At 60.4% G+C, this 14,462-nt stretch carries 14 protein-coding genes; 12 read left to right on the plus strand and 2 right to left on the minus strand.

Features of this window, described 5'->3' with window-relative positions; all coding sequences use genetic code 11:
* Positions 1-630: 630 nt before the first annotated feature.
* Entirely contained in the window at positions 631-885 is a 255-nt protein-coding gene (locus NKI58_RS32310) for a helix-turn-helix domain-containing protein (protein WP_031212627.1), read from the plus strand.
* Between the two features lie 1,138 nt (positions 886-2,023).
* Here NKI58_RS32310 and NKI58_RS32315 read toward each other — a convergent pair.
* Positions 2,024-2,413, minus strand: a complete 390-nt coding sequence (locus tag NKI58_RS32315; protein ID WP_023679620.1) for a hypothetical protein — start codon at positions 2,411-2,413, stop codon at positions 2,024-2,026.
* Positions 2,414-3,025: 612 nt separating this feature from the next.
* Here NKI58_RS32315 and queC point away from each other — a divergent pair.
* The 3 genes from queC to queE are packed head-to-tail and all read left to right on the plus strand — an operon-like array spanning position 3,026 to position 4,811.
* Positions 3,026-3,724: a 7-cyano-7-deazaguanine synthase QueC gene (queC, locus tag NKI58_RS32320; protein WP_023679622.1), complete on the plus strand. Its 699-nt coding sequence runs from the start codon at positions 3,026-3,028 to the stop codon at positions 3,722-3,724.
* Complete coding sequence (gene queD, locus NKI58_RS32325; protein ID WP_023679623.1) at positions 3,724-4,080, plus strand: 6-carboxytetrahydropterin synthase QueD; 357 nt, start codon at positions 3,724-3,726, stop codon at positions 4,078-4,080. The genes queC and queD overlap by 1 nt, the downstream gene beginning before the upstream one ends.
* A complete protein-coding gene (queE, locus tag NKI58_RS32330; RefSeq protein WP_023679624.1) occupies positions 4,077-4,811 on the plus strand; it encodes a 7-carboxy-7-deazaguanine synthase QueE in 735 nt (244 codons plus the stop codon). Before queD ends, queE begins: the two co-directional genes overlap by 4 nt.
* A gap of 554 nt (positions 4,812-5,365) precedes the next feature.
* Here the strand turns inward: queE and hemN are convergent.
* The gene (gene hemN / locus NKI58_RS32335; protein ID WP_352828211.1) at positions 5,366-6,715 is read right to left on the minus strand and encodes an oxygen-independent coproporphyrinogen III oxidase; all 1,350 of its coding nucleotides are present in this window, start codon (positions 6,713-6,715) and stop codon (positions 5,366-5,368) included.
* A 156-nt stretch (positions 6,716-6,871) separates the two neighbouring features.
* On the opposite strand from hemN, the gene NKI58_RS32340 reads away from it, so the two are divergent.
* The 8 genes from NKI58_RS32340 to NKI58_RS32375 form a co-directional block, all read left to right on the plus strand.
* Positions 6,872-7,618 carry a Crp/Fnr family transcriptional regulator gene (locus tag NKI58_RS32340; protein ID WP_352828214.1) on the plus strand — a complete coding sequence of 249 codons (747 nt, stop codon included), beginning with the start codon at positions 6,872-6,874 and terminating at the stop codon, positions 7,616-7,618.
* Positions 7,619-8,224: 606 nt separating this feature from the next.
* A complete protein-coding gene (gene ccoN / locus NKI58_RS32345; RefSeq protein ID WP_023679627.1) occupies positions 8,225-9,856 on the plus strand; it encodes a cytochrome-c oxidase, cbb3-type subunit I in 1,632 nt (543 codons plus the stop codon).
* On the plus strand, positions 9,847-10,578 hold the full coding sequence (ccoO, locus tag NKI58_RS32350; RefSeq protein WP_352828688.1) for a cytochrome-c oxidase, cbb3-type subunit II: 732 nt from the start codon (positions 9,847-9,849) through the stop codon (positions 10,576-10,578). The genes ccoN and ccoO overlap by 10 nt, the downstream gene beginning before the upstream one ends.
* An 11-nt stretch (positions 10,579-10,589) precedes the next feature.
* Positions 10,590-10,739 (plus strand): cbb3-type cytochrome c oxidase subunit 3, encoded by a 150-nt coding sequence (locus NKI58_RS32355; RefSeq protein WP_023679629.1) that lies wholly within the window; start codon positions 10,590-10,592, stop codon positions 10,737-10,739.
* Between the two features lie 2 nt (positions 10,740-10,741).
* Positions 10,742-11,605 (plus strand): cytochrome-c oxidase, cbb3-type subunit III, encoded by an 864-nt coding sequence (gene ccoP, locus NKI58_RS32360; protein WP_023679630.1) that lies wholly within the window; start codon positions 10,742-10,744, stop codon positions 11,603-11,605.
* A 132-nt stretch (positions 11,606-11,737) separates the two neighbouring features.
* Positions 11,738-13,297, plus strand: a complete 1,560-nt coding sequence (ccoG, locus tag NKI58_RS32365; RefSeq protein WP_352828690.1) for a cytochrome c oxidase accessory protein CcoG — start codon at positions 11,738-11,740, stop codon at positions 13,295-13,297.
* Positions 13,294-13,791, plus strand: coding sequence for a FixH family protein (locus NKI58_RS32370; protein WP_023679632.1), 498 nt, complete (start codon positions 13,294-13,296; stop codon positions 13,789-13,791). The genes ccoG and NKI58_RS32370 overlap by 4 nt, the downstream gene beginning before the upstream one ends.
* Positions 13,788-14,462, plus strand: a 675-nt coding sequence (locus tag NKI58_RS32375; RefSeq protein WP_352828695.1) for a heavy-metal-associated domain-containing protein, incomplete at its 3' end; no start/stop codon positions are given. The genes NKI58_RS32370 and NKI58_RS32375, both read left to right, overlap by 4 nt.

The raw sequence follows: 14,462 nt of genomic DNA on the forward strand, positions 1-14,462 counted from the left end.
CTGCAATTTCGGGAAACTCGCCGTCGCCGCATCATGACAATCGCCATCCTTTTTTCGGCCGGTCGGGCGATTGCACAGGGCAGCCGGATCGAGCTTGCTCAAGCCGACGTCAGCACAAAAGCGCGCGGCCCTTTCGGCTGTTTCCTCGGGCGCCCCATCCTTTCGGTCTCCGAACAAGCATCGGCGGCTTAAAAAATTTCGTTAACAGCGTTGATCGATGTGTGATTCAAGCACAAGCGCGTCTTTCGCTGCATCGGCGGTGGAAATTGGTCGAAGGTATCAGCGTCCGCGAGGCTGGGTGGACGGTGCCGCGAATAGCCACTGGAGGCGTCAGGGGGAGTTCGAGTTGCTGTTCAAGAAAGCCATCGGCGAGAGTGAGTCGTGTAGGATCGCAGGTCGAATGCGCTACAGCCGATCAGGCCATCTCAGGGTGGGCAGGTTCTTAGAACTTGATCAGAAGCAGGTGAGCCGCCATATTCCGACCCGGCTGCCAATTTCAAGTGGCCCATTCCATGGATGAGGCCGGTCCGGCCGAATGGACGTCCATTTTTTTGATTTGCTGGGTGTGCGCCAGGGTCGGGGAGGAAATCTCCCGATTTGTCAGGCGCTCCCATCTTCTTGGAGATGTTTATGAAGGATTCGCGCATTCCCGAGCCAGTCTTGACGGCTATGTCGCAGGGGACCCACATCATCCGCGCTTATCGTGAGCACCTTGGGTATTCAATCGAGGACCTCGCGGTGGCGTGCGGGCTTGCCGCTGAGGAAATCCAAAACATCGAGCGGGGTGTGAGGTACAACAAGGGCTATCGGGATCGGATAGCAAGATCGCTGTCCATACCTGTGGGAATTCTTGAGGCAGAGGCGGACATATCGGACGCCGCCTGATCAGTCGGATAATCTGCAATGGGTGGAAGACCGCTCTTGTGATGTGAAGTTTGCGGCTGATAGTCGTCGCTTGATTCCGTTGGACGCGAATGCCTTCTGGCGCAGTACCGCCAAGAGAATTCTCGTCCACTGTCCGATGGAACTGCACACGGGCTCGCCGAACAGGAAGTTGGAACGCTTCGTCATGCTGTCTTAGGCGATATAGCCGCCCGGAGTGCTGCGACACGTGCACGATAGCATCGGCTCGCGACGATGGATTGCTAACAGCGAACTCATGCTGGTCGGCAAGGCGATACTGGCTGGAGCATCAACTCGGCCGACGAGAGTGGCCCCCCATCCTGGACTAGGCAGGATCGGCCGACATGGCCGGCATCGCGCGCCGCTCTGAAAAGAGCACAGCGGGCATCCAGACGCTGCCGGGTTGACTATGGGTGTCGGAACAGCAAAAAGGGGCCGCTCTTCATGAGTGGCGTGCGCCGGCAGTCTAACCCCAAGCCCCCCCGCCAGGCTGCCGGCGCGCTTCTAGGAACATCGAGGTAGGGCACTACGCTTCCTTGTCCGACTACGCCTCGATCAGATCCCGAGCAGCCAGCCAGTGTCCGACCGTCGCTTGCGCCTCTGCCCGCTGAGCCTTGTGCTTCCTCCAGCGAGTCAAGCCGATCACCATGGGTGTCGCCAGTTCTGGTGCTCACCCATGTGCCATTTGCGATCTCGTGTCGGTGAGAGCACCGCAAGCACCTCCCCTGCTACGGCAAGGCGGCTTGCGTCGCCCGTGTTGTTACTATTCTTCGCTGTGATCGGAGTTTTTTCGTGGCTTCGGAATCGGGACATTCGGCTTTGCAAAAAAATAGGCCGTCGTGGTCGATCGTCACGCCCCCGAGTTCGGCGGCACGATGGAATGACAACGGCAGCGCAAGCTCCATTTGCGCGAGGGGCTCGTCCCTTCAAATACTTGATGCATTTGCGCTTTGCGTCCTCCGTGCATGTTGCTCGATGCCAGGCGGAGACCTCTGTCTAAACGATCGCGCATCGATGCAACGCCCGCGCGTTGATCGCCATCATCGCGGCGATCGCTTTGCCGCGACCGCCGCGGCAGCGATGCGCATGCAAAAATTCACAGATGCATTCTAGCCAAATGCTAGCTGCCCAGCAAATGTCCGGCATTTCGCAAGGCCCCTAGGAAGAGACTGGCATGGCCGTTGGCATCGATCTTGGCCTGCATCGACAGGGGCATGCTGTGCCAGTTCTCCAAGGGCGTAGTGAAATGTGAGAACGTACCGTTGACGATGCACTGGTGGGTAACAAGACCCTGTCTGTCCAACGCCAGCACGCCGATCTGGTCGCCCTGATATCGGATGGCTGCGACCCGCTGGACCTCCGCGTCACCGTCGACCCGCACGTCGAAAAGCAGGATGCCGCGGCTCCTGGTGGCTACCTCGGCGGCCTTTTCAGCGAAGCTTAAGGAGAGCGAGCGGACGCTTTCGACCGCCAGCCGTAAAACCATCAAATCCAGTTCATCCACTGCCATAAGGTACCTGCGCGCAACACATGGGTGATAGCAATCGACCACACCGCTTGTTCACAGATGTCGGCTCACGACCGATCATTCAGGGTTTGCCGGTCAGTCCATTGACCGAGGGCGTGCTCCGGTTCGAACCGATCCTGAAGCGGAATGCGCTGGATCTACGGAACCCGAGGAGCAGGCCAGCCAAAGTTGCCGCGACAATTGATGTCGTGATCATTCCAGACATCTGCATCGGCGTCGCTGAACATCCCACTGGTAAGTCCGTTCTCTTGCGGCAAGCCCATCCTCGGGCCGTCTTGTACCTGAAACCCTCGCGGTGGCGTCCCTCGAAGCTCGGGACCGCCGGGCGCTTGATCGTCGAGAACTTTGTTTACGAAGGTCCGGACCTCCTGCAGAGCATATTCCGGTGCGCTCGCCTTTGAGCATTCCGCTGAAGCGTGACGTTTCGCTAGTCCGTGTTCCTTGCAGGCTCACCGCGAGGGCGCCTTGCACACAGCGGCACGTCAGCGCATGAAACTCGTCCCCCGTTCACTTCACAAAATGGATTTCCTGAAGTACTGGGAGCGCAGAGAAATCTCCGGTCGCAGCCTACCCGGTTAAAACAAGGACCCAACAATGAAGACTCTCGTCGTCTGCTCCGGCGGATTGGACTCCGTCACCCTTGCTCACAAGGTGGCAGCGGAGCACGAACTCGCCGGCCTCTTATCTTTCGATTACGGCCAACGGCATAGGAAGGAATTGGGCTTCGCCGCCCTTTGTGCGGAGCGACTGAGCGTCCCGCACCGCATCATCGACATCCACGAGATCGGCGGCGGCCTTTCCGGCTCCGCGCTGACCGATAATGTGGACGTGCCCGACGGGCACTACGCCGAAGACACGATGAAGGTCACGGTGGTGCCGAACCGGAACGCCATCATGTTGGCCATTGCCTTCGGCTTCGCCGCAGCGCACGACGCTGACGCGGTGGCGACGGCCGTGCATGGTGGGGATCATTTCATTTATCCCGACTGCCGTCCGGCCTTCATCGACGCTTTCCAGATGATGCAGGACCACGCGCTCGACGGCTACGCGAAGATTCGCATTTATGCACCCTATGTGAATCTCACGAAGGCGGACATTGTTAGGAATGGAGCAGCATACGGCACGCCATTTGCGCAGACCTGGTCCTGCTACAAGGGCGCCGAGCGTCACTGCGGGAGGTGCGGGACCTGTGTCGAGCGGCGCGAGGCGTTTCATCTCTCTGGGCAGCCGGACCCCACCGACTACGAGGACTCCGACTTCTGGCTCGATGCGCTGCGAAGGAGGACCGCGTAATGTTCCGCATCACCAAGGAATTCCACTTCTCAGCCTCGCATCAGCTCACCTCGTTGCCACCCGATCACCAATGCGCGCGCCTGCACGGGCATAACTACATCGTTGAAGTGGAGCTTTCAGCGAATGGACTGAACGAGAACGGCTTCGTGCGCGACTATCACGATTTGGCGCCATTCAAACGCTACATCGACGAGAGCTTCGACCACCGACATCTCAACGACGTGCTGGGACATGAGCAAGTCACGGCGGAATATCTGGCCAGACATTTTTATGAATGGTGCAAGGCACGCCTGCCCGAAACCTCGGCCGTGCGGGTGAGCGAAACGCCGAAAACCTGGGCGGAATACCGGCCATGACCGATACGCATCCCGCAATCCGCGTGAGTGAGATTTTCGGGCCGACGATCCAGGGCGAGGGCGTGCTCATCGGTTTGCCGACCGTCTTCGTCAGAACCGGCGGGTGTGACTATCGCTGTTCCTGGTGCGACAGCCTGCATGCGGTGGACAATCAATTCCGCCATGAATGGGAGATGATGTCCATTGGCGCGGTGTGGCAAAACGTGCTTGCGCTTTCCGGTGGCCGCCCGCTGATGGTGTCGCTGTCAGGCGGCAATCCGGCCATCCAGCCGCTCGCCGCGCTCATCGAGCGAGGCCATGGTGAAGGTTACCGTTTTGCGCTGGAAACCCAAGGTTCGGTGGCCAGGGACTGGTTTGCCGACCTTGACGTGCTAGTCCTCAGCCCAAAGCCGCCGTCAAGCCAAATGACGACCGATTGGGCCGCTTTCGAGGCGTGTCTCCAGGCGGCACAAGGCAGGCCGCAAGTCGTGCTCAAGCTCATTGTTTTCGACGAAAGGGACTACGCCTACGCGAAAGACGCCGCTGCGAGATTTCCGCGACTTCCGATCTATCTGCAACCCGGCAATCACACGCCGCCACGCCCCGCAAATGAAGACGCGCCTGTCGACCTTGACGGAATATTGAAGCGCATGGAGTGGCTGGTTGATAGCGTGACCCGCGACAGGTGGTTCGAAGCCCGTGTGCTGCCGCAGCTGCACGTTATGCTCTGGGGTAACAAGAGAGCCGTCTAGCCTAGGCCCGCTTTTCACTGAAACTGCGCCGGCAGATATTCGGGTGGACGGGTTGTCCCACGCTTGACGGCGCTGCCGGGGTGCTTGCGGACTTCTGCCACCGGCACCAAGAGCGTGGCCAGCCGCTTACGATTCGGATTGTTGCCGAGGCTCGGTTTCGACGGGCGTCCCTGGCGCGAACCAATCAAAGGGTTAGCGCGAGCCACGGGTGGATAGTATGGTGGTGCGATGCGGCGGCGCCTGCTGCAGCTGGCACGGTCCTTGCGGATTCTTGTTGCAAGGCCGAAGGGAGCTGTCGGCCGACAACCATGATCTGGCCAGGACGATTGTCGACTGCTTCCGATACAGAAAAGAGGCCGGACTCGACGTGGCGCTTCAGGGACTGCGAAATGGAATACGGCGCCGGAAGGCACGACCGGACGATATCGTCACTATGCCAAGACGCGTCTGGTCCTCGAATCCTGTTTCGACACGACGGTCGCCGATCAACAGTGAAAAACATAGCGCAATCGGTTCACGATCGACTGAGAACCATGACCGTTCCTCTGCGGTGCTCAGACTGCCGCTGAGTGCCTGGCCGTTCCACTTTCGAAATATTTGTCGAACTTTGCCGCGATGCTCCTGACAAAGGGCCGGCTTTCCGCAGGCACGACGAAGCGGTCACCATCAAGTTCAAGCAACCGCGCAGGATCTTGGAGGGCCGTGGAACTCGCTCGGACGAGAAGTCTTTGGCCGGCTTTGCCAAAGCGCTCCACCAGTACGATCGCCGAGAAGCCGAAGTCACACATCAATCGCTCGATGATCCAGCCGCGAACACGGTCGTCGTCAGAAAGCGCGATACCCCGAACAGCGGCCAGCCCGCCATCAGCAACCATGCGTCCATACTCGGCGGTCGAAGGCATATTCTGTGCATAGCCCTGGCGAAACTGGCTGATGGACGATGGGCCGAGGCCGATCAATGTCTCGTAGGAGTCCTCGGTGTAGCCTTGGAAGTTCCGGTGCAAAGTCCCGGCGCGTGCCGCAAGCGCCAGCGCATCGCCCGGCTTGGCGAAATGATCGAGCCCGATTGCTTCGTATCCCTGGTCCATGATCGCCCGCGCTGCCAATTGCGATTGGGCAAACCGCTCCGCCGGACCCGGCAACCAGGCCTCGTCGATCATCGTCTGATGTTTCTTGAACCACGGCACATGGGCGTAGCCAAAAAGCGCGATCCGATCCGGTTCCAGGGTCAGTGCCTGTGCAACCGTGGAGGCGACGCTCTCCCTGGTCTGATGCGGCAGCCCGTAGAGCAGATCGAGATTGACGGATTCGACGCCGCGCGAACGAACGCCATCAACAACCGTCTTGGTCTGCAGAAAGCTCTGCTCGCGGTTGATCGCTTTCTGCACCTTCGGGTCGAAATCCTGGACGCCGAGGCTCGCCCTTGTCATGCCGATTTCGGCAAGTGCATCGAGGCGGGCATCGTCCATATCGTTGGGTTCGATCTCAACGCTGATCTTTGCACCGGGGAGAAACGTGAAGCTGTTGCGCAGGACGGTTCCCAGCGCCACGATATCTTCCGGTTTGAGCATCGTCGGCGAACCGCCGCCGAAATGGACGGCACGCACGCGGCCCTTGCCTGCGACAAGACTGGAGACGGTGGCGATCTCGGCATCCAGTGAGCGCATATATGTGGTCACTGGTTCGTAGTGGCGTGTCTGCTTGGTGTGGCACGCGCAGAACCAGCAGAGCCTGTCGCAATAGGGAATATGCAGGTAAAGCGATATCTCGTCACCACCTTCGAGCGCCTCCAACCAGCCTCGGTAAACGACGGCATCGACCCCCGCATGGAAATGCGGCGCGGTGGGATAACTGGTGTAGCGCGGGACGTTCTCGCCAAGTCTGGCAGCTAGCTCCGGTCGCATGTTCTGGTCCACCGTGTTTGCGTCGCCGGAACTCTGGACGCCTTGATGAGGCAAAGCCCTGATTTCGGTCAACCTTCAGCACGGACAAACTGCCGCAAGGATTTTTCTACCGTAGATTGATATCCTGCCGGCACTTGGGACCGGTAGAGCAATCGAATGACATTACGGCAGGACATTCATAGTTCCGGCATTCCCGTTCTTTGCCTGTCTTGCGAGGCACGGCACCACGGTGTCTGTGGTGCGCTCGAACCAGACCATTTGGCTCAGCTCGCCAAGACGTCGTCGCGGCACAATATCGAGCCGGGGGTCGAACTGATCGGCGACGCCGAGGCGGTCGACTGTTATTCAAACGTGCTTTCAGGCGTGGTGAAGCTCACGAAGAGCCTTTCGGACGGCCGCCAGCAGATCGTCGGTCTCCAGTTCGCGCCGGACTTTCTGGGACGGCCCTTCAAGATGAAAAGCGCGATCAATGCGGAAGCGGCAACAGCTGTCTCGCTATGCTCGTTTCCGAGAGCGGCCATCGAACGGATGATGAAGGAATCACCGGAATTTGTGCATCGCCTCCTCAAGCAGGCGCTGAACGAACTCGACGAGGCACGCGAATGGATGGTGACTCTGGGGCGCAAGACCGCACCGGAGAAGGTGGCGAGCTTTCTCCTCATGATCGCCCGGAACATCGGTTCCAGTGTTGACCCGGCGGCTAGGTCGGCGTGCTTCGAGTTGCCGATGACGCGTGCCGACATCTCTGATTTCCTTGGAATTACAAACGAGACCGTGAGCCGTCAGCTGACCAGCCTGAGAATGGACGGCGTGATTCGGATCGAGAACAACCGCCGTGTCACCGTGGACAGCATGAGCCGGCTGGAACGGCGCTGCGGCGGCCGAGGCGCAACCGCCGTTTGAATGACACCGAAGCTGCATGGCCTCCGTCACTTACTTCGTTCGGGGCTGGGCATGCTCGCGTTGGGCTTAGAAGAAAATCGCATAGCGACAGCCCGCTCTCCATCCGATCGCATGAGCCAGGTGCGTTTCGGCCAACTCGTCGGCGAAGCATCCATTCCTCGAGGTGCTTGACGTGCAACCGGCTGTTCCAGGCAGGATCGCACTCGGCCGAAGTCAATACGCCTCATACGCAAGGGAAAATCGCCGTCTCCCCGAACGATGAATGTCACGAAGGCAGCGCAACGCTGGCGCTGGCTCCCAAGGCATTGAAACGATCGACGTTCGGCAAGGCATCGGCCTACTTTCCAGCGTCACAGAAGGCGCGCTTTCCCACACGCCCGCGATCGCCTCCATACCCGGCCCGACCGGGGACGCCGGGCCTGTCGATTAGGGGTGGCGGCCGGTGGTGCGCTTCAAAATTCGATCGCCACAGTCTGATCGCACCGAACTCGATGCTGCTCGAAGCAAAATCGTGCGGCTCTGACATGGATCAGGGCGAGCAGGCCACGGCTGCGCAATAAGGCACTGCGGTTTGGCGCCCGCCGGAATTGGAAATCGGGGCTTACGATGAAATTCGGCACAGAGATCGTCCTTCTAAGCCTGTTTGCGTTTGCGGCCCTGGTGGCTGCCGGCTTCGGCGTAGATGAACCTTTTCGCCGGCATATGTGGGTTTTGTTCTTCGCGGTGGCTGGCTTCACTGCGATTCTGTTGCGCAACACGGAGTTCAAGCCGACAGTTCCGATCGACCCCGCCGCTTACATGGATGGGCCGATCCGCTACGGTGCCATCGCCACCGTATTCTGGGGCGTCGTCGGCATGCTGGTCGGCGTGGTCATCGCCCTGCAGCTCGCCTACCCGGATCTCAACATCCAGCCCTGGTTCAATTTCGGCCGACTGCGGCCGCTGCACACATCCGGTGTTGTGTTCGCTTTCGGCGGCAACGCGCTGATTTGCACGTCTCTCTATGTGGTGCAGCGCACCTGCCGCGCCCGTCTGTTCGGCGGCGATCTCGGCTGGTTCGTGTTCTGGGGCTATCAGCTGTTCATCGTCATGGCGGCAACCGGCTACCTGCTCGGCATCACCGAGAGCCGCGAATACGCCGAGCCCGAATGGTATGTGGACCTGTGGCTGACCATTGTCTGGGTCGCCTATCTCATCCTGTTCCTCGGCACGATCCTGAAGCGCAAGGAACCGCACATCTATGTCGCCAACTGGTTCTACCTTGCCTTCATCGTGACCATCGCAATGCTGCATGTGATCAACAACCTGTCGATGCCGGTCTCCTTCCTGGGCTCCAAGAGCTATTCAGCCTTCTCCGGCGTACAGGACGCCCTGACGCAATGGTGGTACGGCCACAATGCCGTCGGCTTCTTCCTCACCGCCGGCTTCCTCGGCATGATGTATTATTTCGTGCCCAAGCAAGCCAACCGGCCTGTCTATTCCTACCGGCTGTCGATCATCCACTTCTGGGCTTTGATCTTTCTCTACATCTGGGCCGGTCCGCACCACCTCCACTACACCGCCCTGCCGGACTGGGCCCAGACGCTCGGCATGGTGTTCTCGATCATGCTCTGGATGCCCTCGTGGGGCGGCATGATAAACGGCCTGATGACGCTCTCGGGCGCCTGGGACAAGCTGCGCACCGACCCGATCATCCGTATGATGGTGATGGCCATCGCCTTCTACGGGATGTCCACCTTCGAAGGCCCGATGATGTCAATCAAGGCCGTCAACTCGCTCTCGCACTACACCGACTGGACCATCGGTCACGTCCATTCGGGCGCGCTCGGATGGGTTGGCATGATCTCGTTCGGCGCGATTTATTTCATGGTCCCGAAGTTATGGAACCGCGACCGGCTTTATTCGCTGCGGCTCGTCAACTGGCACTTCTGGCTGGCGACGCTTGGGATCGTCGTTTACGCCGCGGTGATGTGGGTCTCCGGCGTCATGCAGGGCCTGATGTGGCGCGAATACAACGAGCAGGGCTTCCTGGTCTACTCCTTCGCCGAAACCGTCGCGGCCATGCATCCCTACTACATCATGCGTGCCATCGGCGGCGCGATGTATCTGTCGGGCGCCCTCATCATGGCTTGGAACATCGCCATGACCATCCTCGGCTACCGGCGCGAGGAGGATCCGATGCCGCGCTCCATCCCCGCCCTCCAGCCTGTGCGATCAGGAGCCAGAAAATGGGCTTGATGGACAGACACGCGGTCATCGAGAAGAACGCCACACTGCTTCTCCTCGGGTCCCTGCTGGTCGTAACAATCGGCGGTATCGTCGAGATCGCGCCGCTCTTCTATCTCGACAACACCATCGAGAAGGTCGAAGGCATGCGGCCCTATTCGCCGCTCGAGCTCGCCGGGCGCAACATCTATGCGCGCGAGGGCTGTTACCTCTGCCACAGCCAGATGATAAGGCCGTTCCGCGACGAGGTCGAGCGCTACGGCCACTATAGCCTGGCGGCCGAGTCGATGTACGACCACCCGTTCCAGTGGGGCTCGAAGCGCACCGGGCCGGATCTCGCCCGGGTCGGCGACCGCTACTCCAACGCATGGCATGTCCAGCATCTCACCGAACCACGCTCCGTGGTGCCGGAATCGATCATGCCGGGCTATGCCTTCCTGAAGGACACACGGATCGAAGTGAAGGATTTCTCGACGCATCTGATCGCCAACAGCCGTGTCGGTGTGCCCTATTCAGACGACATGATCGCTCATGCCAATGCCGATCTCATGGCGCAGGCCGATGCGAATGCCGACACATCGGGCCTGGAGAGACGCTATCCAAAGGCCAAGCTTGGGGACTTCGACGGCGATCCGCAGCAGGTCACCGAAATGGATGCGCTGGTCGCCTATCTCCAGATGCTCGGCACGCTGGTCGATTTCAAGACCTATGACGAAGCCGCCGGTTACCGCTGAGGAGAATGGCGATGACCTACAATTTCATGCGGGAGTTTGCCGACAGCTGGGGCCTGCTTGCCATGGCGCTTTTCTTCCTCGGATGCGTTGCCTTTGCACTTCGTCCCGGCAGCCGAAGGCAAGCCGAGAGAGCCGCTCACATTCCTCTCAAGGACGACTGATCATGGGCAGCGAGCATATCGACGAGGTTTCGGGCATCTCGACGACCGGCCATGAGTGGGACGGCATCAAGGAACTCAACAACCCGCTTCCGCGCTGGTGGGTCATCACCTTCTACATCACCATTGCCTGGGCGATCGGCTACACCGTCGTCTATCCGGCATGGCCGATGCTGACTTCCGCGACCAGGGGTGTGCTGGGGTATTCGAGCCGCAAAGACGTCAAGAATGAACTGGCGGCGGCCGAAGTGGCCAAAGGCAAATATGTCGCTGCCATTCAGGCGAAGACCGTCTCCGAGATTACTGCCGACGATACGCTACGCGACTTCGCCGTCGCCGCAGGTGGCGCCGCGTTCAAGGTCAATTGCGTGCAGTGCCATGGCTCGGGCGCTCAAGGGTCCAAGGGTTTTCCCAACCTAAACGATGACGATTGGCTGTGGGGTGGCAACGCCGAACAGATCCAGCAGACGATTGCGCACGGCATCCGCTTCGCATCAGACCCGGATACGCGCCTGTCGGAAATGCCTGCTTTTGGCGACATCATCACGACGGATCAGATCAAGCAGGTCGGCGCCTATGTCGCAAGCCTCTCCGATCCTGTTCAGGACACAAGCCTGATCGAACTCGGCGCCAATGTTTTCGCCGAGAATTGTGCGGCCTGTCATGGTGAGAATGCAAAGGGCAACAGGGAGCTCGGCGCACCCGACCTGACCGACGCGATCTGGCTATACGGGTCTGGCGAAACAGCCATCGCCGCGCAGGTCCGCGCCCCGAAGCTTGGCGTCATGCCGGCCTGGATCGGGCGTCTCGGCGAGATCAAGGTCAAGGAACTCGCGGTCTATGTCCATTCGCTTGGCGGCGGAGAATAGGAACGCAAGCCTATTCTCGTCCTCCCCCCAACCGCCAAGCGACGAGGCCCGGCGCGAGCCGGGCCTCGGCATCATCCAGAAACCGATGGGTCGGGCTTCCGGCGAAATCGTCGCTGGTGACTGGAGCTTCTCGTGCTCGATAACACGCAAATAGAACGGCTCGAAGCCGATGCGGTCAACTCCGCCAGGACCCGTCAGCCGCTCTATGCCGCACGCAACAAGATCTTCCCGAAGCGGGCCTCTGGCAGTTTCCGCCGCTTCAAGTGGTCGGTGATGGCAATCACGCTGGGGATCTACTACCTGACGCCCTGGCTGCGGTGGGATCGCGGGCCATTTGCCGCGGACCAGGCCGTGCTGGTCGATCTTGCCAACCGGCGTTTCTACTTCTTCTTCATCGAGATCTGGCCGCAGGAATTCTATTATGTGGCCGGCCTGCTGGTCATGGCCGGTATCGGCCTTTTCCTGATCACATCCACCGTCGGCCGGGCCTGGTGCGGCTATACGTGCCCGCAGACCGTGTGGGTCGATCTGTTTCTGGTCGTCGAGCGAGCCATCGAGGGCGACCGCAACGCGCGCATCAAGCTCGATGCCGGTCCCTGGACTGCGCGCAAACTCGTGGTGCGAACATCGAAACACGCCATTTGGCTGGTCATAGGCGCGGCGAGCGGCGGCGCCTGGATTTTCTATTTCGCCGATGCGCCGACGCTGGTTGGGGAACTCTTCACGGGCACCGCAGCCCCGGTCGCCTACATCACCGTCGCCGTGCTGACGGCGACGACCTATACGTTCGGCGGGCTGATGCGCGAGCAGGTCTGCACCTATATGTGCCCATGGCCGCGCATCCAGGCGGCCATGCTCGACGAAAGTTCGCTCACCGTCACGTACAATGACTGGCGCGGCGAACCGCGCACGCGTCACGCCAAGAGGGTCCTTGCCGCCGGACAGCCAGTCGGCGATTGCGTCGACTGTAACGCCTGCGTGGCTGTCTGCCCGATGGGGATCGACATTCGCGATGGCCAGCAGCTCGAATGCATCACCTGCGCGCTCTGCATCGATGCCTGCGACGGCGTCATGGACAAGCTCGGCAGGGAGCGCGGCTTGATCTCCTATGCGACGCTGGCCGACTACAACGCCAACATGATGCTGGCGACCCCGGGCGGCTCCGGTTCAGTCAACCCGTCACTGGTCAGGAGCGCTGACGGCCTGTTCTCCGACAAGGTGGCCCGTTTCCATATCCGCAAGATCTTTCGCCCGCGCACCTTCATCTACATGGCCGCCTGGTCGGCGGTCGGTCTCGCGCTGCTTTATTCGCTGCTGACCCGCGAACGGCTCGAATTGAATGTCTTGCACGATCGCAACCCGCAGTTCGTGACGCTGTCCGACGGTTCGATCCGCAACGGCTACACCGTCAAGCTGCTCAACATGATCCCCGAACCAAGAACGATCATTCTCACGATGCAGGGCCTGCATGGAGCCGAAATGAGCGTTGTCGGCATCCACCTGCCGGCGGATCGCTCCTTCGCCATCCCGGTCGAACCCGACCGGCTGAAGATGCTCAAGGTTTTCGTGCGTCAGCCGGCAGATCAGGTTCGGGGTGCAGCGCAAAGCTTCAAGTTCCGGGTCGAAAACAAGGCGACGTTCGAGTCGGACGAATACACGGCCACTTTCAACGCACCGGAGAGCGCCAGATGAGCGACACCTCGCGACAATCCCGCGAATTCACCGGCAGGCATATGCTGTTCACCATCCTTGGCTTCTTCGGCGTGGTCATAGCGGTCAATCTGACGATGGCGACGCTTGCCAACACAAGCTGGACCGGCCTTGTCGTCGAAAACACCTATGTGGCGAGCCACCAATTCAACAAAAAGGCCGAGCAAGGGCGAGCTCTGGCAGCCCTCGGCTGGACTGGCAAACTGACCATCGCAGGCGGTGAGGTCCGCTACAGCCTCACCGATGCTGTCGGCAAGCCGGTTGCCTTGCATGGCGTCAAGGTGCTGTTTCGTCATCCCGCCTACGAGGCCGAGGACAAATCCGTCACTCTTGCCGCTGCCTCCGGTCAGATATTCGCCGGGCACCACATGCCCAAGGATGGCGTCTGGATCGTCGAAATCGACGCCGATGCGAGCCTTGCGGAACCCTATCGCGACGTTCGCCGGATCATGATTTCCCACGGGGCGCTGCAATGAGCTGCTGCGCGCCAGGCGCCGAAGTGGCTTTGGACCTGGAAAAGGTCACACTGGTCCTGCCTTCTGGCCAGGAAATCAGACTGGCGAGCCGCTCGATTGGCGAAAATCTTCGCCAGACCGACCTCTCGGTGCCGGCTGTGCATTGTGCCGCCTGCATCCAGACGATCGAGACGGCGATCGGCAAGCTGGATCGCGTCGAAGGCGCTCGTGTCAATCTTTCGACGAAACGTGTTTCGGTCCGGTGGCGCGGCGAGGAGGTTCCGCCATTCGTCGCCACACTTGGACGGCTGGGCTATGGCGCGCACCTGTTCGATCCCGAGGCTGACGGGAAGGACAAGATGCTCTCGGAACTGATCCGCGCCGTCGCGGTCGCCGGCTTTGCGGCGGGCAACATCATGCTGCTATCAGTCTCCGTCTGGTCCGGCGCGCAAGGCGCGACCCGCGACCTGTTCCATTGGGTCTCGGCCTTGATTGCCATTCCTGCGCTCGCTTTCGCCGGCGGCATCTATTTTCGCTCGGCCTGGAATGCGCTGCGCCACAGCCGCATGAACATGGACGTGCCGATCGCGGTCGGGGTATCGCTGGGCTATGCGATGAGCCTCCATGAGACGATCACCCATGGCGACCACGCCTATTTCGACGCGTCGGTGTCTCTGCTGTTCTTCCTGTTG

Source organism: Mesorhizobium sp. M0522, from assembly GCF_040321085.1.
Classification (GTDB): domain Bacteria; phylum Pseudomonadota; class Alphaproteobacteria; order Rhizobiales; family Rhizobiaceae; genus Mesorhizobium.

What these genes read in the sequence shown, in the direction of transcription:
- NKI58_RS32310 (WP_031212627.1), top strand. Translation starts at nt 631, where the DNA reads ATGAAGGATTCGCGCATTCCCGAGCCAGTCTTGACGGCTATGTCGCAG.
- NKI58_RS32315 (WP_023679620.1), bottom strand. Translation starts at nt 2,413, where the DNA reads ATGGCAGTGGATGAACTGGATTTGATGGTTTTACGGCTGGCGGTCGAA.
- queC (WP_023679622.1), top strand. Translation starts at nt 3,026, where the DNA reads ATGAAGACTCTCGTCGTCTGCTCCGGCGGATTGGACTCCGTCACCCTT.
- queD (WP_023679623.1), top strand. Translation starts at nt 3,724, where the DNA reads ATGTTCCGCATCACCAAGGAATTCCACTTCTCAGCCTCGCATCAGCTC.
- queE (WP_023679624.1), top strand. Translation starts at nt 4,077, where the DNA reads ATGACCGATACGCATCCCGCAATCCGCGTGAGTGAGATTTTCGGGCCG.
- hemN (WP_352828211.1), bottom strand. Translation starts at nt 6,715, where the DNA reads ATGCGACCGGAGCTAGCTGCCAGACTTGGCGAGAACGTCCCGCGCTAC.
- NKI58_RS32340 (WP_352828214.1), top strand. Translation starts at nt 6,872, where the DNA reads ATGACATTACGGCAGGACATTCATAGTTCCGGCATTCCCGTTCTTTGC.
- ccoN (WP_023679627.1), top strand. Translation starts at nt 8,225, where the DNA reads ATGAAATTCGGCACAGAGATCGTCCTTCTAAGCCTGTTTGCGTTTGCG.
- ccoO (WP_352828688.1), top strand. Translation starts at nt 9,847, where the DNA reads ATGGGCTTGATGGACAGACACGCGGTCATCGAGAAGAACGCCACACTG.
- NKI58_RS32355 (WP_023679629.1), top strand. Translation starts at nt 10,590, where the DNA reads ATGACCTACAATTTCATGCGGGAGTTTGCCGACAGCTGGGGCCTGCTT.
- ccoP (WP_023679630.1), top strand. Translation starts at nt 10,742, where the DNA reads ATGGGCAGCGAGCATATCGACGAGGTTTCGGGCATCTCGACGACCGGC.
- NKI58_RS32370 (WP_023679632.1), top strand. Translation starts at nt 13,294, where the DNA reads ATGAGCGACACCTCGCGACAATCCCGCGAATTCACCGGCAGGCATATG.